This window comes from Spirillospora sp. NPDC000708 (genome assembly GCF_040299565.1).
GTDB lineage: Bacteria > Actinomycetota > Actinomycetes > Streptosporangiales > Streptosporangiaceae > Spirillospora.
The window spans coordinates 80,816-106,004 of record NZ_JBEPCJ010000010.1 but is presented as its reverse complement, the minus strand read 5'-3'; the positions used below and the strand labels follow the sequence as shown (position 1 = coordinate 106,004).

General features: G+C 73.7%; 15 protein-coding genes. 7 read left to right on the top strand and 8 right to left on the bottom strand.

Annotated features, from left to right (window positions below; translation table 11 throughout):
* The first annotated feature begins 8 nt into the window (after nucleotides 1–8).
* The 6 genes from ABT299_RS10290 to ABT299_RS10265 all read left to right on the top strand — a co-directional run bounded on the left by ABT299_RS10290 (nucleotide 9) and on the right by ABT299_RS10265 (nucleotide 17,256).
* A complete protein-coding gene (locus tag ABT299_RS10290) occupies nucleotides 9–3,215 on the top strand; it encodes a family 78 glycoside hydrolase catalytic domain (protein WP_500250458.1) in 3,207 nt (1,068 codons plus the stop codon).
* Nucleotides 3,216–3,256: 41 nt separating this feature from the next.
* Entirely contained in the window at nucleotides 3,257–6,454 is a 3,198-nt protein-coding gene (locus ABT299_RS10285) for a family 78 glycoside hydrolase catalytic domain (RefSeq protein WP_500250457.1), read from the top strand.
* Between the two features lie 31 nt (nucleotides 6,455–6,485).
* Nucleotides 6,486–9,440 carry a glycosyl hydrolase gene (locus ABT299_RS10280; RefSeq protein ID WP_500250456.1) on the top strand — a complete coding sequence of 985 codons (2,955 nt, stop codon included), beginning with the start codon at nucleotides 6,486–6,488 and terminating at the stop codon, nucleotides 9,438–9,440.
* A 102-nt stretch (nucleotides 9,441–9,542) separates the two neighbouring features.
* The gene (locus tag ABT299_RS10275) at nucleotides 9,543–11,576 is read left to right on the top strand and encodes an alpha-L-rhamnosidase-related protein (protein ID WP_500250455.1); all 2,034 of its coding nucleotides are present in this window, start codon (nucleotides 9,543–9,545) and stop codon (nucleotides 11,574–11,576) included.
* On the top strand, nucleotides 11,573–14,098 hold the full coding sequence (locus ABT299_RS10270; protein WP_500250454.1) for a beta-L-arabinofuranosidase domain-containing protein: 2,526 nt from the start codon (nucleotides 11,573–11,575) through the stop codon (nucleotides 14,096–14,098). The genes ABT299_RS10275 and ABT299_RS10270 overlap by 4 nt, the downstream gene beginning before the upstream one ends.
* A gap of 29 nt (nucleotides 14,099–14,127) precedes the next feature.
* Entirely contained in the window at nucleotides 14,128–17,256 is a 3,129-nt protein-coding gene (locus tag ABT299_RS10265; protein WP_500250453.1) for a family 78 glycoside hydrolase catalytic domain, read from the top strand.
* Here ABT299_RS10265 and ABT299_RS10260 read toward each other — a convergent pair.
* From ABT299_RS10260 to ABT299_RS10240, 5 genes are all read right to left on the bottom strand, one after another.
* Nucleotides 17,153–17,833: a hypothetical protein gene (locus ABT299_RS10260; RefSeq protein WP_500250452.1), complete on the bottom strand. Its 681-nt coding sequence runs from the start codon at nucleotides 17,831–17,833 to the stop codon at nucleotides 17,153–17,155. The two genes, ABT299_RS10265 and ABT299_RS10260, sit on opposite strands and share 104 nt — an antisense overlap.
* Before the next feature lie 51 nt (nucleotides 17,834–17,884).
* Complete coding sequence (locus ABT299_RS10255; protein WP_500250451.1) at nucleotides 17,885–18,919, bottom strand: CU044_5270 family protein; 1,035 nt, start codon at nucleotides 18,917–18,919, stop codon at nucleotides 17,885–17,887.
* Complete coding sequence (locus ABT299_RS10250) at nucleotides 18,912–19,511, bottom strand: RNA polymerase sigma factor (RefSeq protein ID WP_500250450.1); 600 nt, start codon at nucleotides 19,509–19,511, stop codon at nucleotides 18,912–18,914. Before ABT299_RS10250 ends, ABT299_RS10255 begins: the two co-directional genes overlap by 8 nt.
* A 73-nt stretch (nucleotides 19,512–19,584) precedes the next feature.
* Nucleotides 19,585–20,082 (bottom strand): DinB family protein, encoded by a 498-nt coding sequence (locus ABT299_RS10245; RefSeq protein WP_190858993.1) that lies wholly within the window; start codon nucleotides 20,080–20,082, stop codon nucleotides 19,585–19,587.
* Nucleotides 20,083–20,134: 52 nt separating this feature from the next.
* The gene (locus ABT299_RS10240; protein ID WP_500250449.1) at nucleotides 20,135–20,662 is read right to left on the bottom strand and encodes a pyridoxamine 5'-phosphate oxidase family protein; all 528 of its coding nucleotides are present in this window, start codon (nucleotides 20,660–20,662) and stop codon (nucleotides 20,135–20,137) included.
* 133 nt (nucleotides 20,663–20,795) lie between these two features.
* Between ABT299_RS10240 and ABT299_RS10235 the strand changes: the two genes are divergently transcribed.
* Nucleotides 20,796–21,764, top strand: a complete 969-nt coding sequence (locus ABT299_RS10235) for a zinc-binding dehydrogenase (protein ID WP_500250448.1) — start codon at nucleotides 20,796–20,798, stop codon at nucleotides 21,762–21,764.
* Nucleotides 21,765–21,830: 66 nt separating this feature from the next.
* Here ABT299_RS10235 and ABT299_RS10230 read toward each other — a convergent pair whose 3' ends face one another.
* The 3 genes from ABT299_RS10230 to ABT299_RS10220 form a co-directional block, all read right to left on the bottom strand.
* Nucleotides 21,831–22,739 carry an acetamidase/formamidase family protein gene (locus ABT299_RS10230; RefSeq protein ID WP_500250447.1) on the bottom strand — a complete coding sequence of 303 codons (909 nt, stop codon included), beginning with the start codon at nucleotides 22,737–22,739 and terminating at the stop codon, nucleotides 21,831–21,833.
* Nucleotides 22,739–24,214 carry an APC family permease gene (locus ABT299_RS10225; protein WP_500250446.1) on the bottom strand — a complete coding sequence of 492 codons (1,476 nt, stop codon included), beginning with the start codon at nucleotides 24,212–24,214 and terminating at the stop codon, nucleotides 22,739–22,741. Before ABT299_RS10225 ends, ABT299_RS10230 begins: the two co-directional genes overlap by 1 nt.
* Before the next feature lie 62 nt (nucleotides 24,215–24,276).
* Nucleotides 24,277–25,185 carry a proline iminopeptidase-family hydrolase gene (locus ABT299_RS10220; protein WP_347256791.1) on the bottom strand — a complete coding sequence of 303 codons (909 nt, stop codon included), beginning with the start codon at nucleotides 25,183–25,185 and terminating at the stop codon, nucleotides 24,277–24,279.
* Nucleotides 25,186–25,189: the final 4 nt, after the last annotated feature.

The following is a 25,189-nucleotide window of genomic DNA, read 5'->3' as shown; positions in this document are numbered from 1 at the left end:
GCACCACGATGACGAGCGAGCTTTCCAGGAGACGATTCGTGCAGGCCGGCGGCGTCGCGGCCGCCGCCGTGACCGCCACCGGCGTGCTGCCCTCGGCGGCGGGCGCCGCGCCGGCCGCGCCCGGCGACCCCGCCCGCGCGCGGACGCTGACGCCCACCGGGCTCCAGGCCGCGCACCTGCGGTCCCCGCTGGGGATCGACGCGGCGAACCCGACGCTGAGCTGGCGGTTCGCCGCCGGACCGCGCAACGCGGCGCAGACCGCGTACCAGGTCCGCGCGGCGAGCGCGGACGCCCGGCTGCACCGCCCCGACCTGTGGGACTCCGGCAAGGTCGCGGGCGGCGCGGTCGCCACCGCCTACGCCGGCCGCGCCCTCGGCTCGCGGCAGCGCGTGTCGTGGCAGGTGCGGGTGTGGGACGAGCGGGGCCGCGCGTCCGCGTGGAGCGAGCCCGCGCACTTCGAGACCGGCCTGCTCGCCGCGTCCGACTGGACGGCGCAGTGGATCGGGAACCCGGCGTGGTCCGACCCGAAGCCCGCCCCCGCCACGGTCGCGTTCACCGCCCGCACCGCCCGGTACGTCCGGCTGAACGTGACCCGGCTCGGCCTCCCGATCAAGGAGGGCTGGCCGTACAAGGTGTCCCGGCTCCAGCTCGCCGAGGTCCAGGTGCAGGACGGCGCGTCCGGCGCGAACGCGGCGCTGCACGCGCCGGTGACCGCGTCGGAGAGCTACACCGTCGCGGGCCAGTGGGAACCGAAGGCGATCACCGACGGCTCGCTGACCAGCGACGCCGCGCCGTTCGGCTACACCAGCATGCAGTACCAGGACCAAGACCTCGCCTCTCCGATCTGGGTGCAGATCGACCTCGGCGAGGAGCGGCGGTTCGACCGGGTGCTGCTCTACCCGCGCACCGACGTGATGACCGACGACGGCAGGACCGCCAACTTCCCCGAGGACTTCACCGTCCAGACCTCCAGCGACGGCAAGGCGTTCGACACCGCCGCCACGGTCAAGGGCCAGCAGGCCCCGCCGCCGCTGCACGCCCAGCCGGAGGCGCTCCCGCTGTTCAAGAAGGAGTTCGACCTCGGCAAGCGGGTGCGGTCGGCACGGCTGTACGCCACCGCGCTCGGCGTCCTCGACGTCACCGTGAACGGGCGGCCGGTGAGCGACGCCGTCCTCGAACCGCCCTACAGCGCGTACAAGCAGCGCATCGTCTACTCGACCTACGACGTGACGGGCCTGCTGCGGCGCGGCGGCAACACGATCCAGGCCGAGGTCGGCAACGGCATGGCGAACGTCCCGGCCACGCCGGGCCGCTACCAGAAGCTCACCCGCTCGGACGGCCGGCCCGCGTTCCTCGGCCAGCTCGAGATCACCTACACCGACGGGTCGCGCGAGGTCGTCGCCTCGGACACGTCCTGGAAGACCGCGCTCGGCGCCACCACGTTCAGCAGCTGGTACGGCGGCGAGGACTTCGACGCCCGCCGCGCTCCGGCGGACTGGACGGCCGCCGTCCGCCGCGACGCGCCGACCGCGAAGCTCACCGCCCGGATGGCCCCGCCGATCGAACCCGCCGGCACCTTCCGCACCCAGAAGATCACCCAGCCGAAGGACGGCGTGTACGTCGTCGACCTCGGGACGAACTTCGCCGGCTGGGCGCGGCTGCGGGTCAGCGGCCCGGCGGGGACGAAGGTGACGATGCGCCCCGGCGAGCTGCTGTCCGGCGACGGCACCGTCAGCCAGAGCACGACCGGCTCGCCGATCTGGGACACCTACACCCTGTCCGGGACGGGCACCGAGACCTGGCATCCCCGGTTCTGCTACCACGGCTTCCGGTACGTGCAGCTCGAAGGGCTGCCGTCGGCGCCGGACGACGGGACCGTCACCGGCATCGCGCTGCGCGCCGCCAACGACACGGCCGGGTCGTTCACCAGCTCGCACGGCCTGCTCAACGACATCCACCGGATCATCGACCGGGCCGTGCAGAGCAACATGTACTCGGTCCTCACCGACTGCCCGCACCGCGAGAAGCTCGGCTGGCTGGAGCAGGCGAACCTGGTCTTCCCGGCCGTCGCCCGCAACTACGACGTGACCGCCTACTACGGCGAGATCGTCCGCGACATCGCCGAGGCGCAGACGGCCGACGGGCTCGTCCCGGACATCGCGCCCGAGTACACCGTCTTCTCCGGCGGGTTTCGCGACGACCCGAACTGGGGCAACGTCATCGTGTTCGCGCCCTGGCAGATGTACCGGGCGTACGGGGACGAGGCGACGCTCCGCACCTACTACCCGAACATGGCGCGGTACGTGGACTACCTGTCGTCCAAGGCGAAGGGGAACCTGCTCGACTACGGCCTCGGCGACTGGATCACCTTCGACAACAGCACCCCGCTCGGCGTCACCGCCACGTTCGGCTACCACCGGGCCGTGACGGCGCTGGCGTCCATCGCCGAGGTCATCGGCAAGAGCGACGACGCGGCCGAGTACACGAAGCTGGCCAAGGACATCGGCGACGCGTTCAACGGCAAGTACGCGACCGGCGACACCTACGGGTCCGGCAGCCAGGCGTGCGACGCGCTCGCCCTCGACATGGGCATCGTCCCCGCCGCGTCCAAGGACAAGGTGCTCGCCCACCTCGTGCAGAGCATCACGGCGAAGGGCTACCACCTCACCGTCGGCGAGATCGCGCTGCCGTCGGTGTTCCGGGTGCTGTCGGCCGCCGGGCGCGACGACGTCATCCACGCCGTCGCCACCCAGACCGGCAACCCCAGCTACGGCTACCAGGTGGTGCACGGCGCGACCTCGCTGACCGAGAACTGGGACGGGCCCACGTCCGGGAACTCGCAGAACCACTTCATGCTCGGCGCGATCGACGAGTGGTTCCACGCCGGGCTCGCCGGGCTGTCGCAGACCGACGGCTCGATCGGCTACGCGACCCTGCTCGTCCGCCCGGCCGTGGTCGGCGACGTCACCCGCGCCGCCGCGACCTACGAGACGCCGCGCGGCCGCGCCGCCGCGTCCTGGCGCCGCACCGGCAAGCGGCTCCGCCTCGACGCCACCGTCCCGCCGAACACGACGGCCCGCGTCGAGTTCCCGCTGTTCGGCGGCACGACCCGGCCGGAGGCGCCCAAGGACGCCAAGTGGGTCGGGATCGAGAACGACCGCGCCGTCTTCCAGATCGGCTCCGGTGACTGGACCTTCGAAGGGGCCGTGAAATGAGCGAAGCGAACCGTGGGGTCGTCCCCCCGCAGGGAACCCGCATGAGCGATGGGCTGAGCAGGCGGCGGTTCCTCGGCGCGTCGGCGATCGGGGCGACCGGCGCCATCGTCCTCGGGCACGCCGGGACGGCCGCCGCGGCGCCCGCCGCGCCCGCCGGGAAGGGCGTCGCGGCGCGCACGCCGTCCGGGCTGCTGACGTCGCTGCTGCCGGACGGCCTCGGCGTCACGGCGGCGAAGCCGCGGCTGAGCTGGCAGGTCGCCGACCTCGGACCCGGGACGAAGCAGACGCACTACCAGGTGCAGTTCGCCACGACCCCGTCGCGGCTGGCCAAGGGCCCGTACCACTGGGACAGCGGGCGGGTCGCGTCGGCCGCGTCGGTGGCCGTCCCGTACGGCGGGCCCGCGCTCGCCGCCGGGACGGCGTACTGGTGGCGGGTCCGGACGTTCGACGGGCCGAAGGCGTCGCGCTGGTCGGCGCCGACGCTGGTCGCGACCGGCCTGGACGGCTGGAAGGCCGAGCCGATCTGGGTCCCGGCCGCGACGGCCCCCGGCGACGGCGTGCTCAAGGCGCGGGTGCAGATCACCGCCGTGGCGGCGGGCCTGTGGTTCCGCGCGTCCTCGGCGAGCGCGAACTACCTGTGGCAACTGCGCGCCGGATCGCCCGGCGTGCTGAAGAAGCACGTGTGCGTGAACGGGACGTACCGGGTTCTGGAGGAGAAGACGCTCGGCATCCCGATCGAGACGGGCCGCTGGTACGAGGTCACCGTCGAGATGAAGGGATCGACGTTCACGACCTCGATCGACGGCACGGCCGTCGACACCACGACCGACGGCACGTACGCCACCGGCACCGTCGGGATGCGCAACGGCTCGACCGAGGCGAACCAGTGGGACGCCGTCGCCTTCACCGCGCCCGACGGCAAGGCCCTCATCAGCGAGGACTTCAGTGACGGCCTCGGCACGTTCAGCACCGGGACCGTCGCCGACGGCGTCCTGACGCTCGGCAAGGGCCAGTCGACGCTGTCCTCGGCGGGCGCGGCCGACGACGACTGGGCGCTGCTGCGCACCGAGTTCACCCCGGCGCGCAAGCCGATCGCCGCCGCCGTCCTGCACGTCGCCGCGCAGTCGCCCACGCCCGTCCGGCAGTACCCGGCGAAGATCTGGGTCAACGGCGAGGTCGCCGGGTTCGCGTCCCAGCGGGCCGGGGCGGGCGCGCCGCGCTACCACTCGTTCGACGTCACCGGCCTGGTGACGCCCGGCCGCCGCAACGCGCTCGCCGCCCTCGCGTTCACCACCGAGGACAAGCGGTTCGTCGCGCAGCTCGCCGTCACCTACGCCGACGGGACGACCGGCACCTTCGCCAGCGGCGCGTCGTGGAAGGCGCGCCGCCAGGACGGGATGCTGCGCGACGCCGGCACGATCGGCACGTCCTACTACGTCGGCCCGCAGGAGTACTGGGACCTGCGCAAGGAGCCGGCCGGGTGGACGAGCCCCGGCTTCGACGACTCCGGCTGGGACGCCCCGCAGGTCAAGCCCGCCATCGACGGGCTGGTGCCGGCGCTGGTCGAGCCGGTCCGGCTGCACGACGTCCGGCCCGCGTCGGTGCGGAAGGTCGCGCCCGGCACCTGGCTCGTCGACCTCGGCAAGGAGATCGCGGGCGGGCTGCGGCTGTCGGTGCGCGGCAAGGCCGGGCAGACCGTCGAGGTCCGGCTCGGCGAGGAGCTGAACGCCGACGGCACCGTCCGGTACGCGCTGCGCGCCGGCGTCACCTACCGGGAGGTCTGGACGCTGCGCGACGGCCTCCAGTCCGCCGAGCACTGGGGCTACCGCGGCTTCCGCTACGCGCAGCTGATCTGCGACGACGACCTCGACCTGTCGGACGCCGCCACCGGCCGCGCGTGGCGCGTCGACTGGCGGGCCTCGGACGCCTCGTTCGCCAGTTCCAGCCGCGACCTCGACCGGGTCTACGAGATGTGCCGGTACTCGATCGAGGCCACCCGCGGCGACCTGTACATCGACACCCCGACCCGGGAGCGCGGCCCCTACGAGGGCGACGCGCTGATCAACCAGGCGTCGGAGTACGCGGTGCAGCGGTCGTTCGCGCTGGCCCGCGCGTCCGACGCCTACCTGGCCCGCAACCACACCTGGCCGACCGAGTACCGGCTGATGAACGTCATGTCGGCGTGGCGGGACTACCTGCACACCGGCGACCCCGACCAGCTCGCCGCCGACTACGACCTCCTCGCGGCCAAGCACCTGACGTCCTACCTCGGCGACGACGGACTGGTGCACAAGAAGCCGGGCGCGTCGAGCCAGGACCTCGGCGACCTGGTCGACTGGCCCGCCTCCAACCGCGACGGCTACGTGTTCACCGAGGTCAACACCGTGGTGAACGCCTGCCAGTACGCCGCGTTCACCGCGATGGCCGACATCGCGGCCGTCCTCGGCAAGACGGCCGACGCCAGGACGTGGCGGGCGAAGGCCGACACGCTCGCGAACGCGATGCGCACGACGCTGCTGGACGCCGCGAACGGCCGGTTCGTGGACGGCGCCGGCACGACCCACAGCGCTCAGCACGCCACCGCGTTCCCGGTCGCGCTCGGCGTCGCCGGTCAGGGCACCGTGCCCGACCCCGTCGTCCGGGCGCTGGGGAAGACGCTCGCCGACGGCGGCATGAGGGTCAGCGTCTACGGCGCGCAGTTCCTGCTGGACGCGCTGTTCGCGACGGGCCGGGCCGAGGACGCGATCGGGCTGATGACCGCCACCGGCACGAACTCCTGGCTGCACCTCATGGACGACCTCGGCGCGACCATCGTCGGCGAGGCGTGGGACCCGTCCCTGAAGAGCAACATGACGTTCTCGCACGCCTGGGGCTCGGCGCCCGCGAACGCGATCCCCCGCCGCGTGCTCGGCGTGGAGATCACCGCGCCGGGCGCCGCGGAGATCGAGGTGCGCCCCCGGCCCGGCGCCCTCACCCGGATCTCCGGGACCGTGCCGACGGTCCGCGGCCACGTCGCCGTCGCGCTCGACCGCGCGGCCGGCTACCGCCTCGACGTGGACGTGCCGCCCAACACCGCCGCCCGAGTCGTCGTGGAACTCGGCGGCACCGACCCCCGGGACGTCCGCGTCACCGGGCCCCACGCCCGCGCCCCCCGCACCACGGGCCGGGACGCGACCGGGCCGCTGCTCGCCATCGGCCCGGTCGGCTCCGGCCGCACCACCGTGATCGCGCGCACCTGACCGGCGCGATCGATTCAGGAGGAAGACGACAGTGAACGACGACCGTAACGAGCAGGGACCGCGCGGGCTGACCCGCAGGCGGGTGCTGCAGATCGGCACCGCCGCCGCCGTCGTGGCGGCCGCGGCCCCCGCGCTCGGGGGAGAGGCGGTCGCCGCCGCCCCGACCGCGCCGGGCACGGCCGGGTTCGCCCGGCCCGGCGCGGCCGTGCGGCCGAGGTTCCGCTGGTGGTGGCCGGACGGGCTGGTCGACCCGGCCGAGATCCGCCGCGAGATCGACCAGATGGCCGACGCCGGATTCGGCGGCGGCGAGATCTCCGCCGTGCACCACAGCGTCAAGGACGGGTCCGTCCTGGACCCGCAGGGGCACGGCTGGGGGACGGCGGCGTGGGTCGCCGGCGTCGAGGCCGCCCTGGACCAGGCGGCCCGCCGCGGCCTGACCGTGGACCTGACGATCGGCCCGTCCTGGCCCGCCGCCGTCCCGACGATCACCCCGGACGACGACGCCGCCGTCCAGGAGCTGGCCTACGGGACGGTGACCGTCGCGGGCGGCGCGACGCACGACGGCCCCGTGCCCGAGCCCGTCGCGGCGGCGGCGAAGGGCGTGACGAAGCGGACCCTCGTCGCCGTGCACGCCGTGAAGATCGACCCGGCGAACGCGACCCGGAAGGAGACCGGGCTCGACTTCGCCTCCTTCACCGACCTGACCGACCGGGCGAAGGACGGCCGGATCACCTGGACGGCCCCGGCCGGCGGCGACTGGCTGCTGCTGTCGTACTGGCGGCGCGGCAGCGGGCAGCAGCCCGAGGGCGGCCCGCACAGCAGCCCGGACTCGTGGGTCGTCGACCACTTCAGCAAGGGGGGCACGCGCGCGGTCACCGCGTTCTGGGAGGCGCGGCTGCTCACCCCGCGCGTCCGCAAGTTGATCAAGAAGGCCGGCGCGACGCTGTTCGAGGACTCGATCGAGCTGGAGACGCCCGCCCTCAACTGGACCCCGGACCTGCCCGCCGAGTTCAAGCGGCGGCGCGGCTACGACCTCATGCCGTACCTGCCGGTGATCGTCCTGAACAAGGAGAACACCGTCCACAGCTACGAGGCGGGCCGCACCGCGCACGCGCGGCACGACTTCTGGCTGACGGTGTCCGACCTGCTGAACGAGTACCACTTCGAGGCGCTGCGCACGTGGGCGCACTCCGTGGGCCTGGACCTGCGCGCCCAGCCGTACGGGCTCCAGACCGACGCGATCCGGTCCGCGGCGATCCTGGACGTCCCCGAGGGCGAGTCGCTCGGGTTCAAGAACCTGGACGACTACCGCGCCCTGGCCGGAGGCCGCGACATGGCGGGCCGGGAGGTGCTGTCCTGCGAGGCGGGGGCGTACCAGGGCGGCGCGTACAACACCACGTGGGACAAGCTGCTGCGCACCATGGGCGGCGCCTACGCGGCCGGTCTCAACCAGACCGTGTTCCACGGGTTCTCCTACGCGACCGCGCCCGGCGCGGCCTGGCCCGGGTTCGCGGCGTTCACCCCGTACAACGGCGGCATCGGGTTCGCCGAGTCGTGGGGGCCGCGCCAGCCGACCTGGCGGCACGCCCCCGACATCGCCGCGTACCTCGGGCGCGTCCACCAGGCGATGCGCGCCGGTACGAGCCGCGTCGACGTCGCGGTGTTCCGGCAGAAGGGGTACACCAAGACCGGCATCGGCGCCGGCTGGTTCACCAAGTACGGCGTCCCGCTCGGCTGGACGCACCAGATGATCAGCGCGCCGCTGCTGGACCTGCCGTCCGCGACGGTCCGGGACGGGCGGCTCGCCCCCGACGGCCCCGCCTACCAGGTGCTGTTCGTCGAAGGCGACCGGTTCAACGGCAACGAGTGCACGCTTCCGCTCGACAGCGCCCGCACGATGCTGAAGCTCGCCAAGGCGGGCCTCCCGCTGGTCTTCCTCGGCGACTGGTCGGCCGCGACGGTCCCGGGCATCGCGAGGGACGGCGAGAACGACGCCCTCCGCGCCGTCGTCAAGGAGATGTTCGCGCTACCACGCGTGAAGAACGTCGCGGCGGAGACCGACGTCCAGGGCGCGCTCGACGCGCTCGGCCTGCGGCCCGAGGCGAGCTACGCGCAGAGCTCCACGCTGCTCAACGCCCACCGCCGGGACGGCCGCGTCGACTACTTCTACCTGTGCAACGGCAAGCACGCGGAGACGGTCAAGCCGCCGGTCGCCGCGATCGACCACGAGGTGTCGTTCACCCGCGCCGACCGCAAGGCCGTCCCGTACCGGCTGGACCTGTGGACGGGCGAGACCGAGCCCGTCGCCGTCTACAAGGCCGACGGCGACACCGTCACGGTCCGGATCGCGCTCCAGCCGTCCGAGGCGACCGTGATCGTGCTGGCGCGCGGCGGGAACCACCCGTCCGCCACCGCCGCCGAGACCGAGGTGCGGGTGGACGGGCAGCGGCTCGTCGCGCGCGCGACCACCGCCGGCGCCTACGCGACCACCCTCGCGGACGGGCGCACGGTCACGACCGCCATCGGCGCCGTCCCCGCCGCGCAGACCCTCACCGCCTGGCGGCTGCGCGTCGAGGACATGACCCCGGACGGCACGAAGCAGCACGACCTGGCGCTCGACGCCCTCAAGGCGTGGCCGGACATCCCCGAGCTCGCGGACGTCTCCGGCATCGGCAACTACACCACCACGGTGACCTGGGACGGCGCCGGCGCCGTCCTGGACCTCGGCGAGGTCTTCGACACCTGCCGGGTGTCGGTGAACGGGCGCCGCGTCCCGCCGGTCAGCGTGCTGTACCCGGCCGTGGACATCGGCCCCTACCTGCGGCGCGGCGCCAACACCATCGAGGTCGAGGTCGCCACGACGCTGAACAACCGGCTGCGGGTGTCCGACCCGGCCGTCTACGGCGGGGCGTCGCGCCAGGCGTACGGGCTGATCGGGCCGGTCCGGCTCGTCCCGTACGGCGAGGCGGTCATCCGGACCCGCTGAGCAGGCCCCCGAGAACGCGTGCGGGAGGGCGTTGGCCCGCCCTCCCGCACATGAACCCCCCGTCGACCCCGTCCCGCACACGGATCGGAATCCGAGGAATCCATGCACAACAGCGTATCCAGGCGGCGCATCGCCGCTCTGACCCTGGGAATGTCCGCCCTGCTCGCCGCCCAGGCCGTCCCGGCCGCTGCCGCCCCGGCTCAAGGGCACGACGCGGCGCCGTGGAAGCGGTACATCCTGTCGCCGTCGTCCCGGACGGTCCGCCCTGTCGCCGTCTACAACACCAGCGGCGACGTCACGGACCCGTCCGCCGTCCTCAAGGGGCAGAAGACCACCCTCAGCGGCGCCGGGGCGTACGTCACGCTCGACTTCGGCAAGGAGGTCGGCGGCCTCACCACCCTGCACTTCGCCGGATCGGACGGCGCGCAGCAGGTCGGGCTGGCGTTCAACGAGTCGTCCGCCTACGTCGCCACCGACAGCGACGCCTCCACCGGCGGCCCGCGCAGTCGCGACGGCTCCCTCACCGCCGACGTGGACGGCCGTACGGCCTACACCACGCCGGAGAAGTACCTGCGCGGCGGGTTCCGCTACCTGACGATCTTCATGCGGACGGGCGGCAGCGTCGACCTGGACGGGGTGTCGCTGCACTACACGCCCGCGCCGCAGGTGAAGGACCCGTCGAAGTACGCGAACTACTTCTACTCCAGCGACGACCTGCTGAACCGGATCTGGTACGCGGGCGCCTACACCGTCCAGCTGAACACGATCTCGCCGAAGACCGGCCGCGTGTGGGAGGCGCCGGCGGCGCTGTGGGACAACACCGGCGACATCGGCTCCGGCGCGTCCATCCTCGTGGACGGCGCCAAGCGGGACCGGACGGTCTGGCCCGGCGACCTCGGCGTCGAGATCCCGTCCGCGTACGCGGCGTTCGACGACACCGCGTCCGCCCGCAACTCGCTCGACGTGATCTACCAGCATCAGCGCGACACCGGCGAGCTGCCCTACGCCGGACCGGAGCTGAACAAGTACGGCTCCGACACCTACCACCTGTGGACCCTGGCCGCGAGCTGGGACTACTACAAGTACACCGGTGACGCGCGCTGGGTCTCGGGGATCTGGGACCGGTACAAGAAGGCCGTCGACTACAGCTCCGCGAAGGTCGACGCGAACGGCCTGCTGTCGATCACCGGCACGTCCGACTCCGTCCGGATCCTCGCCAAGGGCGAGAACCTCATCGCGAACGTGCTGCTGTGGCGCGTCCTCGACACCGGTTCGCAGCTCGCCCGTACCCAGGGCGACAGCGCCCTCGCGGAGTCCTACGCCCAGCGCGCCGCCGCGCTGCGCACCGCGATCAACGCCAACTTCTGGGACGACGCGGCCGGTGCGTACAAGTTCTACCCCAACAACGCCATCCACCCGCAGGACGGCAACTCGCTCGCGGTCTGGTACGGACTGGCCGACCAGGAGCAGGCCCGCCGGATCAGCGCCGAGCTGAAGGGCAACTGGAACGAGGTCGCCTCCACCGCGCCCGAGAACAAGGGCAACCCGGGCGTCTTCTCCGGATCGATGGAGGTCAACGCGCACTTCGCCGCCGGCGGGCAGGCCGCCGACCAGGCCGGCGTCGACATCATCCGGCGCGAGTGGGGCTACATGCTGAGCAACCCGCAGGGCACCGGCAGCACGTTCTGGGAGTCGTACCGCAACCCCGGCGACGGCTGCGTCTTCTGCAGCTCCTACACCAGCCTCGCGCACGCCTGGGCGACCGGCCCCGTCACCGCGCTGACCTTCGGCGTCCTCGGCCTCAACCCGACCGGGACGGGCGGGCGGTCGTTCGACTTCGTCCCGCACACCGCCGACCTCTCCTTCGCCCAGGGCCGCATCACCACGACGCTCGGCGCCGTCGAGGGTTTCTGGAAGGTCGCCAAGGGCGCCTACACCGCGAAGCTGAAGGCGCCGCACGCCGCGACCGGACGCGCCGGCGTGCCCACCTTCGGCGAGCGGATCAAGGTCCGGGTCGACGGGCACCTCGTCTGGGACGGCACCCGCGCGCTGACGCAGGGCGTCCGGAGCGACGGCGAGTACGTCTACGTCGACGGCCTGCACGGGAACCACACCATCAGGAGCCAGCGGGCATGACTCGCGCCCTGAATCGCAGGGCGTTCCTCGGCACGGCGGGCGCCGCTTCGGCGGCGCTCGCCCTCCCCGCCCTGCCCGCACCGCCCGCCCGCGCCGGGACTGTCCGCGTCTCGCCGAAGCCGGTCCTCGCGCCGTTCCCGCTGCCGGACGTCACGCTGCTGGACGGCCCGTTCCGCGCGAACATGGCCCGGACCTGCGAGTACCTGAAGTTCGTCGACGCCGACCGGCTCCTGCACACCTTCCGGCTGAACGTGGGGCTGCCGTCGTCGGCGCAACCGTGTGGCGGCTGGGAGGCGCCGGACGTCCAGCTGCGCGGCCACTCCACCGGGCACCTGCTGTCGGCGCTCGCGCAGGCGCACGCGAACACCGGCGACGACGCGTACGCGGCCAAGGGCCGGTACATCGTCGCCGAGCTGGCGAAATGCCAGGCGGCGTCGCCGTCGGCCGGGTTCGCCGCCGGCTACCTGTCGGCGTTCGAGGAGGCCGTCTTCGACCAGCTGGAGGCGGGCGGCCACCCCTGGGCGCCCTACTACACCCTCCACAAGATCATGGCCGGGCTGCTCGACCAGTACCGGCTCGGCGGCAACGCCCAGGCCCTGACCGTCCTCAAGGGGATGGCCGCGTGGGCCGGGACCCGCACCGCCAGGCTGACCGCCGACCAGATGCAGAAAGCGCTGAACGTCGAGTTCGGCGGCATGAACGACGTGCTCGCCGAGCTGTACCAGGTCACCGGCGACCCCGAGCACCTCGCGACGGCGCGCCGCTTCGACCACGAGGCGGTCTACGGCCCGCTCGCCGAGCGCCGCGACGCCCTCGACGGCCTGCACGCCAACACCCAGATCCCCAAGATCGTCGGAGCGGTCCGCGAGTACGAGGCGACCGGCGAGGGCCGCTACCACGACATCGCCGCCTATTTCTGGGACACCGTCGTCCACCGCCATTCCTACGTGATCGGCGGGAACAGCAACAACGAGCTGTTCGGCCCGCCCGGCGAGATCGCCAGCCGGCTCGGCTCCGACACCTGCGAGAACTGCAACTCCTACAACATGTTGAAGCTCTCGCGGCTGCTCTTCCTGCACGACCCGTCCGAGTCCGCCTACATGGACTACTACGAGTGGACGCTGCTCAACCAGATGCTCGGCGAGCAGGACCCCGACTCCGAGCACGGATTCGTCACCTACTACACCGGCCTGTTCCCCGGTTCGCAGCGCGAGGTCAAGGGCGGCCTGAAGGCGGCGCCCGGCAGCTACAGCTCCGACTACGACAACTTCTCCTGCGACCACGGAACGGGAATGGAGACGGCGACGAAATTCGCCGACAGCGTCTACTTCCATTCCGGCGACGAACTGTACGTCAACCTGTTCATCCCGTCCGAGGTGACGTGGCGGGAACGCGGGGTGACGGTGCGGCAGGAGACCGGATACCCGCACACCGACCGGACGCGCCTGACCGTGACCTCCGGCTCGTCCCGGTTCACGCTGAGGATCCGCGTGCCGGGCTGGCTGGACGCGCGGGGCGCCCGCCCGCGGATCCGGGTGAACGGCGCCGCCGTCCCGGTGAAGGCCCGCCCGGGGACGTACGCCGCGATCGAGCGGCACTGGAAGCGCGGCGACGTCGTGGACGTCGCGACGCCGATGGCGCCGGTCTGGCGGCAGGCGCCCGACAACCCGTGCGTCCAGGCCGTCAGCGTCGGCCCGGTCGTGCTGGCGGGGGAGTACGGCGACCGGGCGCTCAACGCGTTCCCCGCGATCGACCCGCGCTCGCTGCGCGCCGACCGCCGGACCCCGCTGGCCTACACGGCGTCGGCGGACGGCGCGACCGTGCGGCTGAAGCCGTTCTCCGAGGTCCAGCACGAGCGCTACACCGTGTACTGGGTGACGCCCGCGCCGCGCCGCAGGCCCGCGCTGCTGGCGCACTTCCCGCTGACCGGGCGGAGCCTCGCCGACGCGACGGGCCGGTGGCCGGACGCCTCGCTGGCGTCCGGCGCCTCGTGGGCGGACGACGGCGGCGCGGTCGTGCTCGACGGCACGGGCGGCCACGTCGCCCTGCCCGCCGGGCTCCTCGCCGGGCTCGACGCGCTCACCGTCTCCGTCTGGCTGAACCTCGACACCGTCGCCAACAACACGCGGGTGTTCGACCTCGGGTTCAACAAGACGACGTACTTCGCCGTCATCGCCCGGACCGGGTCGGCCAGGGCCCGGTTCACCATGAAGATCACCGGCATGGACGGCGAGGACTACGCCGACGCGCCGTCCGCACTCCCGTCCGGCGCCTGGACCCACGTCGCCGTGACCGCCGGGGGCGGATCGGCCGTCCTGTACGTCGACGGAGCCCCCGCCGGACGCAAGGACGGCCTCGTCATGAGCCCGCTCGCGCTCGGCGCCACCACCCACAACTTCCTCGGCCGCTCCCAGGACACCCGCAACCCGGCCATGGACGGTCAGGTCACCGGCTTCCGCCTCTACAACCACGTCCTGACGGCCGCCGGCATCGCGGACCTGCACGCCCAGGGCCGTTCCTGACGGCCCGGACCTCCCTAGGAGAACCCCCCTTGCGCAAGCCGATCCGCGGCCTCGCGGCCGCAGCGGTGACCGTCGTCCTGCCGCTGGCCCTCCTCGCCCCGCCCGCGCACGCCGACGCCCGCGCGGACGTCACCGGCCTGCGGGCCGACGACCTGTCCCAGGCGCTCGGCATCGACGACACCACCCCGCCCCTCACCTGGCAGCTGCGCGGCGGCCGGAACACGGCGCAGACCGCCTACCGGATCCAGGCCGCCACCAGCGAGAAGGCGCTGCACCAGGGCCGTCCCGACCTGTGGGACTCCGGCCGCGTCGCCTCCGCCGCCCAGCGCGTCGACTACGCGGGCGAGAAGCTCGGCAGCCGCGCCCGCGTGTACTGGCGCGTCCGCGTGTGGACGGGCCCGAAGGCGTCCGGCTGGTCGTCGCCGTCCTGGTTCGAGACCGGCCTCACCGCCCAGAGCGACTGGCGGGGCCGCTGGATCGGCCAGAAGGACTGGCAGACCAGCACCAAGAAGCCCGACCCCATCGTGGTGAAACTGCCGAAGACCACCGCCCGGTACGTCCGCCTCGACGTCACCAGGCTCGGGCTGCCGATGGTCGAGCAGGTGCCGGACGAGACGTACCGGCTCCAGCTCGCCGAGCTGGAGGTCCGCGACTCCGCCGCCCCCGGCACGAACCTCGCCGCCGGCCGGACCGTCACCGCCTCCGACAACGGCGGCAACGTCAACCGCAAGTGGGGCACCCGCTACCTCACCGACGGGACCGAGACGACGAACCAGGAGTTCGCCGGCTGGTCCAGCTCCGCCTACCCGAAGGCGGACGTCTCGGACGCGCCGCTGACGCTGACCGTCGACCTCAAGGACGCCAAGGCGTTCGACGAGGTGCTGCTGTTCCCGCGCACCGACCAGCCCGCCGCGGGCGGCAAGGTCCCGTACGCGCCCGCCGACTTCACCGTCGGCGCGTCCGACACGGCCGACGGCGCGTTCGCGAACAAGGCGTCCGTCACCGGGCAGGCGCCGCCGGACTCGCCGGTCCCCGAAGCGCTGCCGATCTTCGCCAAGGACTTCTCGCTGCCGCGCGGCGTCCGCGACGCCCGCCTCTACGTCGCCGGGCTCGGCGTCTACGAGGCGCGGCTGAACGGCCGCCGCGTCGGCGACGCCGAGCTCGAACCCGCCAACACCGCCTACGCCAAGCGCGTCCAGTACGCCGCCTACGACGTCACCTCGATGCTGCGGCCCGGCGGCAACACCCTCGGCGTCGAGCTCGGCAACGGCAACGCCAACGTGATCTCCACGCCCGACCGGTACCGGAAGTTCTCCGGGACGATCAGCGACCCCGAGCTGATGGCGCAGCTGGAGGTCACCCTCGCGAACGGCCAGGTCATGCGGGTCGCCAGCGACGGGACGTGGAAGACCGTCCTCGGTCCCGTCACCTTCTCCAACTGGTACGGCGGCGAGGACCACGACGCCCGCCGCGAGCGCCCCGGCTGGGACCGGCCCGGCGCGTCCCGCTCCGGCTGGGAGGACGCCGTCCCCGTCTCCGCGCCCGGCGCGCTCAGCGGGCGCGAGGCCGAACCCGTCCGCGTCGTCGAGACCCTGCCCGGTGAGCAGGTGGGCTCCGGCGACGGGTACCAGGTGTTCGACGTCGGCCGCGTCATCGCCGGGCGCCCCGAGATCACCGTGACCGCGCCCGCCGGCACCGCCGTCCGCGTGTACCCGTCCGAGAGCCTCAAAGACGGCCGCGCGTACCAGTCGGCCAGCAACGTCGGCGCGCCGATCTGGGACCAGTACACGACCCGCACCGCCGGGGCCGAGACCTGGCACCCGCGGTTCTCCTACCACTCGTTCCGGTACCTGGAGGTGCGCGGGCTGCCCGCCGGCGCGACGATCACCGTCCGCGGGCAGGCGCTGCGCAACGGCACCGCCTCCGCCGGCTCGTTCAGCTCGTCCAACGACCTCATCGACGGCGTCCACGGCCTCGTCCGCCGGGCCATCGAGAACAACATGCAGAGCATCCTCACCGACTGCCCGAGCCGCGAGAAGCTCGGCTGGCTGGAGCAGGACCACCTCGTCGGCGACGCCCTCGCCGCCAACTACGACGTGCACGCGCTGCTGCGCAAGGTCGTCCAGGACATGGCGGACGCGCAGACCGACACCGGTCTCATCCCGTCCACCGTGCCGGACTACACCGTCCTCGCCGGCGCCTACCGCGACGACCCCAACTGGGGCGGCGCGTTCGTCGTCGTCCCGTGGCAGCTGTACCAGAACTACGGCGACACCGAGACGATGCGGACCTACTACGCGCAGATGAAGAAGTACTCCGCGTACCTGGAGGCCCGCGCGACCGGCGGGCTCACCGACTACAGCCTCGGCGACTGGTTCACGCCCGACCGGACGTTCCCGAAGACGGTGTCGGGCACCTACGGCTACTGGCGCGTCAACGACACCCTGGCGAAGATCGCCGGAGTGCTCGGCCAGACCGCCGACGCCGCCGCCTACAAGGCCAAGGCGGACCAGAGCGCCAAGTCCCTCGCCGACAAGTACTACGACGCCTCCACGGGCACCTTCGCGGGCGGCGGCCAGGGCGCCGAGGCCCTCGCCCTCGACATGGGCGCCGTCCCCGCCGGCGACCGCCAGAAGCTGCTCGACCACCTGGTCGGCAGCGTCAAGGACGCCGGGTACCACCTGCTCCTCGGCGAGATCTCGCTGCCGTCGGCGTTCCGCGTCCTGCCCGACGACGTCGTCTACCAGATCGCCACACGAACCGACAGCCCCAGCTACGGCTACCAGGTCGTGCACGGCAACACCGCCCTCGGCGAGTCCTGGGACGGCGGCAGCGGCCAGTCCCAGGACCACTTCATGCTCGGCTCGATCGACTCGTGGTTCACCTCCCGGCTCGCCGGGCTCCGGCAGGCGGCCGGCTCCACCGGCTACCGGAACCTCGTCATCGACCCGGCCGTCGTCGGCGACCTGACCCGCGCGTCCGCGACACGGCGGACGCCGTACGGCGAGGTCCGCTCGTCCTGGACGCGCGACGGCGGCAAGGTCACGCTGACCGTCACCGTCCCGGCGGGCGGCACCGCCGAGGTCCACGTCCCCGGCGCCGCCGAGCCCGCCGAGGTCGGCTCCGGCACCTGGACCTTCCACGGCACCGTCGCCTGACGACCCGGCCCCCCCCCCCCTCCCGCCGCCGGTAGCGGTCGCCCGGCGCCTCGACGGGCGGCGGCAGCAGCGAGTAGACGGCCCGGCTCGCATTGAAATGCGCCAGGTAGTAGACCCGGCCGTCCTTCCGCAGTTCGAGCGGGGGCGGATCGCTCACCCCGCCCAGGTCGTGCGGATGGCCCTCGGCCCCGCACGTCCTGGCCGGGAGGACCGCGGTGGACCACCAGGCCGCGACCTTCTCGGCCTCCTCGCGGCCCTCCCAGAGCCTGACCTCGCCGCCCGGCGCGCCCGGTGCGGTCAGCACGCGCATGAGAGCCGGGTCGTAGATCCCGCGGACCCGGAAGTTCTCCATGTGCCGGCGCGGAACCACCATCCGCACGTATCCGCCGCGCCTGCCCCGGTGCCGGCCCGCCACCAGGAGGTCGGTGCCGCCGTCGCCCCATTGCGGCGGCAGCACCCACAGCTTCGTCCCGCCCGAGAAGTGCCTCAGCCCGCGGCGGATCACCAGCCCGCCCTCACCGGAGGCCGTTTCCCGCCGCACGTTCGCGACCACGCAGAAGCCGAGCAGTTCGCCCATGGGCCCAGGATTCGCCGGGACACGCCACCGCCGCAACGGGTTTGCGGCGCGTCAGCGGCGGGCGACCGCCGGGGCGCGGTCGGCGAGGCGGACGCTCAGCTGCGCCGTCGCGGTGAGGACGGTGCCCGCCGGGGCCCCGGCGAGCGACGCGTCGGTGACGACGGAGCGCCGACCCAGGTAGAGGTACGTCTTCGGGTCGAAGACGTACTCGTCGCGCTGCCCGGCGCCGGGGACGTCCAGGGACACGGCGACGCCCGTGCGGCCGGCGGCGTCCACGGCCCTGCCCACGGTCCGCACGCCCGGGATCGCGGCCGCCGCCCGGAACAGCGCCTTGCGCTGCGCGGCCGGCATGTACGCCTCGGTGAGCATGCCGCCCACGTTCTGCCACGCCTGGCCGTCCGCCGCCGGACCCGTCCCGAGGTGGGAGTACAGGTGCTCGTACATCTTCGCCGGGTCGGCGGGCAGGCGGCTCAGGTAGGCGTAGTCGGTGCGCAGCCACTCCGCGCGCCGGTCGAAGTCCGCGGCCTTCTCCGGACCGCTGCGCCCGGCCTCCCCGCGCGCCTCCGGCGGGAGCGCCTCGCCGGGATAGGGCCTGGGCGGCAGCGCCTCCGTCTCCAGGACGCCGTGCGTCGCGTCGCCGTCCACGGGCAGCCAGATCGTGCGGTTCGCGCGCGCCAGGTAGCGGGCGTGGCGGCCGCCGGTGCTGCTCTCCACGGGATCCATCGTCACGGACCGGTAGACGAGGAACTGGCCGGGCCTCGGGTGCAGCTCGGGCGTCCGGCCCGCCGCGTCCGCGGCGTGCTGGAGCAGCTCGACGTGCGCGACCGGCATGGCGTGGACGGCCGGGGCGCGGTGCGGCCCCCCGCCGGATCCGGCCACGACCAGGCCCGCGGTGACGGCGGCGGCCGCGGCTCCGGCGGTCACGGCCACGGCGAGCCGGAAGCGCCGGGTCCCGCGCGCCTTCGGCCGGCCGGTCGCCGGGGCGAGCATCGCGGCCCGCAGCCGCTCCTCCTCGGCCCGCAGGTCCTCCGGTCCGGGCCGGGGGATCTCGGACCGGAACCGCTCGAGTCGGGTCATCTCATTCATGGACGGGCTCCTCGCTGACGATGGCCATGACGTCCGTCCCGCCGAGCTCGCGGCGCAGCTGCGCCTTGGCCCGGTTGATCCGCGACCGGACCGTGCCGACGCGGACGCCCAGCGCCCGCGCGACCTCCGGGTAGCTGAGGCCCTCCCACGCCACCAGCAGCAGCGCGTCGCGGCGCCCCTTCGGCATCGCGGCCAGCGCCGCCGCCAGCCGCGGGCCGGACGCCTCGGCGGTGAGCCGCTCGTCGCTGCGGTCGGTGAACGCCGCCGTCACAGGGTCGGCGCCCGTGCGCCGCAGGGCGCGCAGGTACCGGACCTCCGTCCGGACGTGCCGTCCCATCAGGTTGGTGGCGATGCCGTACAGCCACGGGCGCGCGTTCGGGCGCGTCAGGTCGTACGCGTGCCTCCGGCTGAACGCCGCCAGGAAGGTCTCGGCGACGACGTCCTCGGCGGCGTCGCCGCCGAGCCTCCGGGTGACGTAGCGCTTGATGTCGGGCGCGTGCCGGCGGAAGATCTCGGCGAACGCCTCCGGCTCGTGCCGGGAGCGTCCGATGACGGAGGCGTCATCGGCCTCGGCCCGGCTCGTGTCGCTCATGGTGTGGGGGCCTCTCGGCTCTGGAACGGGACGCCCCTTGTTGCCCGCCCGCGGCCGATCGGTTCCCGGTGCGTCAGCGGCCCACCGAGCCGTCGATGCGCTCGCGCAGGATGTCGGCGTGGCCCGCGTGCCGGGCGGTCTCCTCGATCATGTGCACCAGCAGCCAGCGCATGGACGGCGGCGGCGTCTCGCGCAGCGACCGGGCGCCCGGCCGGTCCAGGTCCGGGCAGGCCGCGGCGATCGCGTCCGAGCGCGCGGCGGCGGCGCGGTAGCCGGCGACGATGTCCGCGGCCGTCTCGCCGGGCAGCGGCGGCTCGCCGTCGTCCAGCCGCGGCACGTCGGCGCCCTCGTACGCCCACACGAACCAGTTCAGCTCCGTGTGCGTGAGGTGCTTGACCAGGCCGAGCAGGCTCGTGCCGGATGGGACGCCGGGCGCGCGGGCCGCCTCGTCCGGGACGCCGGCGGCCTTGGCCACGACGGCGTCGCGCAGGTAGCGCAGGAACGCCAGCAGGGTCGTCGGCTCGTCGGCGTTCAGGCTCGGCGGACGCAGGTCCCCACGCGGTTCGTTCATCGCACCACCCTAGGGCAGCGCCGTTCCCGGAGCCGCCCGCTGCGGGCGGGCGTCAGGCGGGGAAGGTCCAGCGGGTGGCGGCGAACGGCTCGACGAACGCCACGCCGATCGCGGTGCGGACGGTGAAGCGGTACAGGTGCCACGGCGGCGGGCCGGCGCTCTGCGCGCTGTACGGGGCGGTGAAGGCGTCGCCGTCGACCTCGGCGGGCCAGCCGCCGTCGCGGTAGGCGGCCGCGACCGGTTCGAGCACGGCCGGGTCGGTGACCCGCGCCGCCTCGCCTTCGAGGACGAGGTCCAGGCCCTCCAGCCGGGCGGACAGCGTGCACGCCGGGTTCCCGGCGAGGTTGCGGGACTTGCGGGTCCCCGGGCCGCTGGTGAAGTACAGGTCGCCGTCGTGCCACAGCGCGCCGATGCCCGCCGAGTGGGGGCGCCCGTCCGGGCGGACCGTGCCGAGGAACACGGGCGTCTCCATCCGCGGCAGGCCCTCGGCCAGCGCGGTCCGGGCCCGGTCCCACGGCATGGGGCCGCCGCTGCCGTAGATGTCCAGGTCGCTGACGTCGACGGGGTCGCGTTCGGTCATCGCTCTCCACCTCTCCGTTGGTGCGTCGTCGGAGATATGACCGGTCCGCGGCCGGGAACTCATCGCGGGCGCCGGGTTGACCTCAAGCCCGGTCGAGGTGTGAGCGTTGCCGTGAGCGATAGGGAGTGTGCCGATGAAGGTCGTGCGCGTGACGCGGTTCGGGGACCCGGGCGTCCTGGTGTCGGGGGAGGCGCCGGAGCCGGCCGCCGGTCCGGGGCAGGTGGTCGTCGCGGTGGCGGTCGCCGAGATCAACTTCGTGGAGACGCAGCTGCGGCGGGGGATCACCCCCGGGCCTCCGCTGCCGGAGCCGCCGTACGTGCCGGGCGGCGGGGTGGCCGGGCGGGTGGCCGCGATCGGGGACGGGGTCGCGCCGGAGTGGCTGGGCAGGCGGGTCGCCACCGGGACCGCGGACCGGCTCGGCGGCAACGCGGAGCGGGCCGTCGCGGACGTGGGCGACCTCGTCCCGGTGCCGGACGGCCTCGGCCTGCCGGAGGCGGCGGCGCTGCTGAACGACGGCGGGACGGCGCTGGGACTGTTCGAGGGTGCGGAGGTCCGCGCGGGCGACCGGGTGCTGGTCGAGGCGGCGGCGGGCGGGCTCGGGAGCCTGCTCGTGCAGCTGGCGCTGTCGGCGGGGGCCCGGGTCGTCGGCGCCGCGCGGGGCGAGGCGAAGCTCGCGCTGGTCCGGGAGCTCGGCGCGGAGGCCGTCGACTACTCGGCGCCGGGCTGGGCGAAGCAGGCGGTGGACGCGACCGGCGCGGGGTTCGACGTGGTGTTCGACGGCGTGGGCGGTGAGATCGGCCGGGCGGCGTTCGGCGCGACGGCCCGGGGCGGCCGGTTCTCCGTGCACGGGGCGTCCAGCGGCGCGGCGACGGTGGTCCCGCCGGACGAGGCGGCGGAGCGCGGCGTGACGGTCTTGGGCATCGAGCAGCTCATGGGGTTCGGGATCGGGGCGAAGGAGCGGGCGCTGCGGGCGATGGAGGAGGCCGCCGCGGGCCGGATCCGCCCGGTGATCGGGCAGCGGCCGCCGCTGGAGCGCGCCGCCGACGCCCATGCGGCGATGGAGTCCCGGTCGGTCGTCGGCAAGACGCTGCTCATCGTGTGAGGACGGCCCGGCCGCGCGGCCGGGTGTGCGGCCGGGCGTGCGGCGCCGCGCGGCCGGGCCGTCCCGTCACGGCAGCAGGGACAGCTCCAGGTGGGCGGAGACGATCCAGTTCGGCGCGTCCACGACCTCGGAGATCTTCAGGTCGGCGGCGACGCTCGCCAGCAGGTAGGCGTCCACCGGGGCCATGCCGGTGCGGGCCGCGACCTCCGCGACGAGGGCGCGCGCCGCGTCCCTGGACGCCTCCATGAGGTCGGGGCCGATGCCGGTGGTGACGAGCGCGGCGCCGGTCCGCTGCGTGCGCGGGTCGGTCTCGATCAGCGGGGTGGACGGGGTGGCGCCGCGGCGCACGTCCACGCGGAGCCGGACGGTCGCGTCGGTCTCCACGCCGGTGCCGCAGACCTCGCCGTCGCCCATCGCCGCGTGCGCGTCGCCGAGGGACAGCAGCGCGCCGTCCACGCCGACCGGAAGGACGAGCCGGGCGCCGGGGCCGATGTGCCGGACGTCCATGTTGCCGCCCCAGCGGCGCGGCGGGACGATCGAGTGCGCGCCGGGCTCGGGCGGCGCGACGCCGATCGTGCCGATCATCGGGACGACCGGGACGCGCAGCCCCGGCAGCAGCTCGGCGCCCCCGTCCCCGATCGCGGAGACGCGCAGGTGCGCGTCCGGGAAGTCGTCGGCGAGCAGCCCGAAGCCGGGGATGCAGGCCGTCCAGCCCCAGTCGCCGACGGCCATGTCCAGGACGTCGATCACCAGGGCGTCGCCGGGCGCGGCGCCCTCGACCAGGAACGGCCCGGTGACGGGGTTGACCCGGCCGAAGTCGAGCGCGGCGACGTCGGCCGCGCCGGAGGCGGGCCCGAGCTGCCCGCCGCTCGCGTCCGCCGTCTCGACGGTGAGCTCGGCGCCGGGGGCGATCGCCGCGATCGGCTCGATCGCGTTGTCCCACGCGTTGTGCACGCTGGTGCGGCGGATGTGCATCAGTCCTCCAGCTTGAGGTCGGTACCGCGGCCGGAGCGCCGGTAGAACAGCATCACCAGCACCCCCAGGACGAGCCAGCAGACGCCTCCGATCTTCGCGCGCGCGTCGGCGTTCCAGAGCACCGAACCGATGATCAGGAAGCCGATCGCGGGGGCGGCGATGTGCAGGCCCCAGCGGGTGCTCCGGTTCCGGAGCTTGAAGTGCACGAAGACCGCGACGTGCAGGAGCAGGAACGAGAAGAGCGCGCCGAAGTTGACCAGCGAGGACAGCACGTCGATCTGGCCGGTGAAGAACAGCCCGAGGATCAGCGAGATCACCGCGACGAACAGGATCGCGCGCTCGGGCGTCTTGCGCGTGGGATGGATGTGGGCGAGGAACGCGGGCAGCTTGCGGTCGCGCGCCATGCTGAACAGCAGCCGGGACGTGGCGGCCTGCGCGACCAGCGAGTTGGCGATGCCGGTGGCGAGGGCCGCGGCCACCGCGACGGTGACCTTCAGCCAGTGCCCGCCGGCGATCTGCGCGATGTCGTAGAACGCGGAGTTGGTGGCGTCGTCGCCGGCGAACTCGGTCTTGCCCGGGACGAGCAGCGCCGCGACCCACGTCTGCACCACGAACAGCACCGCGACCAGGCACAGCGCCACGACGGTGGCGCGGCCGACGATCCTGCGGCCGGAGTCGCGGACCTCCTCCGACAGGGTGGAGATGCCGTCGAAGCCGAGGAAGCTCAGCACCGCGATCGACAGCGCCCCGAAGATCAGCCCGGGGGTGAGCAGGTCGGGCTTGAGCAGCGGGTCGAAGGAGAAGTGGGCGCCGTTCTTCCCCTGCGCGACGGCGGCGAGGCCGAACCCGACGAACAGCGCGAGCACCACCAGCTCGGCGACCAGGAACAGCCGGTTCAGCCGCGCCGTCGACTCGATGCCCAGAAAGTTGATCACCGTGTTGACCAGGACGAACACCACGACCCACGCCCACTGCGGGACGGCCGGCAGCAGCGAGTTCAGCGCCGCCGCGCTCATCACGTACAGCAGCGTCGGGACGAGGAGGTAGTCCAGCAGGATCGCCCAGCCGGCGAGGAACCCGACCTTGTCGTTGATCCCGCGCCCGGCGTAGGCGTAGACGGACCCGGCGATCGGGAACGCCCGCGACATCTCCCGGTAGCTGAGCGCGGTGAACAGCATCGCGACCAGCCCGATGACGTAGGTGAGCGCCACCATGCCCTTGGAGCCGTTGAACACGACGCCGAAGATGGTGAACGGTGCGATCGGCACCATGAACACCAGGCCGTAGATCACCAGGTCGGCGAGGCTGAGCGAGCGCTTGAGCTCCTGGTCGTACCCGAAGGACTTCAGCGTCCCTTCCGCCGACTCGGCGGCGGCGCCCGCGGCGGGGCTCGTGGGGCTCGCGGCGCTCGCGGGGCGCGCGGCGGCGCCGGGGGAGGCGCCGGACGGCGCGGGGTCTGGGCTGGCGGTCGTCATCGCGCGCCTTTCCGGGGGTCGTTCAGCGGACGGGGTCTGGGGCGTTCGGTGGACGGGGTCGTTCAGCGGACGGGGTCGTGGGCGTCGAGGAACGCGCCGACGGCGGACATGCAGGCCGCGCGCTCCTCGACGTGCGGCATGTGGCTGGAGTCCTCGAAGATCTGCCAGCGGGCGCCGGGGATGCGGTCGGCGTAGGGGCGGACGGCGCCGGGCGTGGCCTCGTCGTGCCGCCCGGAGATGATCAGCGTGGGGGCGGCGATCCGGTCGAGCCGGTCCACGATCGTCCAGTCCCGGAGGGTGCCGACGACGTGGAACTCGCTGGGCCCGTTCATCGTGTGGTAGACGGTCGGGTCCGCGTCGATGGCGGCGAACGTGCGGGCGACCTCGTCCGGCCAGGGGATCCGGCAGACGTGCCGGTCGTAGAAGACCCGCATGGCCTCGGCGTAGGCGGGGGAGCCGGTGGTGCCGGCGGCCTCGTGCTCGCGGAGCGTCGCCTCGACGCCCGCGGGCAGCGCGGCGCGCAGCCCGGCGGCGGCCTCCAGCCACAGCGGCATGGACGCGGGCGAGTTCGCGATCACCAGGGAGCGCAGGCCGGCGGGCCGCCGCACCGCGTGCTCGGCGCCGAGCATCCCGCCCCACGACTGGCCGAGCAGGTGGTAGCCGCCGGCGATGCCGAGGTGGGCGAGGAGGTTGTCCAGCTCGTCGAGGAACAGCTCGACGGTCCAGAAGTCCGCGCCCGCGTCCGGCAGGTGGGTGGAGCGGCCGTTGCCGAGCTGGTCGTAGTGGATCACCTGCCGGCCGGTGGCGGCGGCGAGGTCGGCGAAGGAGAGCACGTAGTCGTGGGTGCAGCCGGGGCCGCCGTGCAGCACGACGAGCGGCGCCCGGCCCGAGCCCGGCGTGCCGGTGACGCGGTACCAGGTGCGGTGGCCGCGGAAGGGGGCGTGGCCCTCGGCGGCGGCCGGTGCGATCACGCGT